This window comes from Pseudomonas sp. S37, assembly GCF_016658545.1.
Classification (GTDB): Bacteria; Pseudomonadota; Gammaproteobacteria; order Pseudomonadales; family Pseudomonadaceae; genus Aquipseudomonas.
Genome location: NZ_JACVZC010000256.1, coordinates 1 through 252 on the forward strand (window position 1 = coordinate 1; position 252 = coordinate 252).

1 pseudogene is annotated in these 252 nt (G+C 57.5%); it reads left to right on the top strand.

Annotated features, from left to right (window positions below):
- Nucleotides 1-15: 15 nt before the first annotated feature.
- Nucleotides 16-252, top strand: a pseudogene (locus IAE39_RS29540) (transposase); the annotation flags it as partial.

A 252-nucleotide genomic window follows, 5' to 3' on the forward strand; every position in this document is an offset into this window, starting at 1 on the left:
GACGAGGCCTGGGATGTGGTCTCCGATCTCTTCATCGAAACCCATGGCCGCCCCTGAGCGTCCGCTTGATGCTCGATGGCGTGCTCTGGGTGCTCTGCTTGGGGGCTGCGTGGCGAGATATGCCAGACCGATTTGGCCCGTGGTCAACGGTTTATCAACGGTTCCGAGGTTGGCGAAACCAAGGGACATTCGATCAGATGCTCAAACGCTTGCAGCTCAGGCTGAATGACAAGGGCCTGATTGATCTGCAAA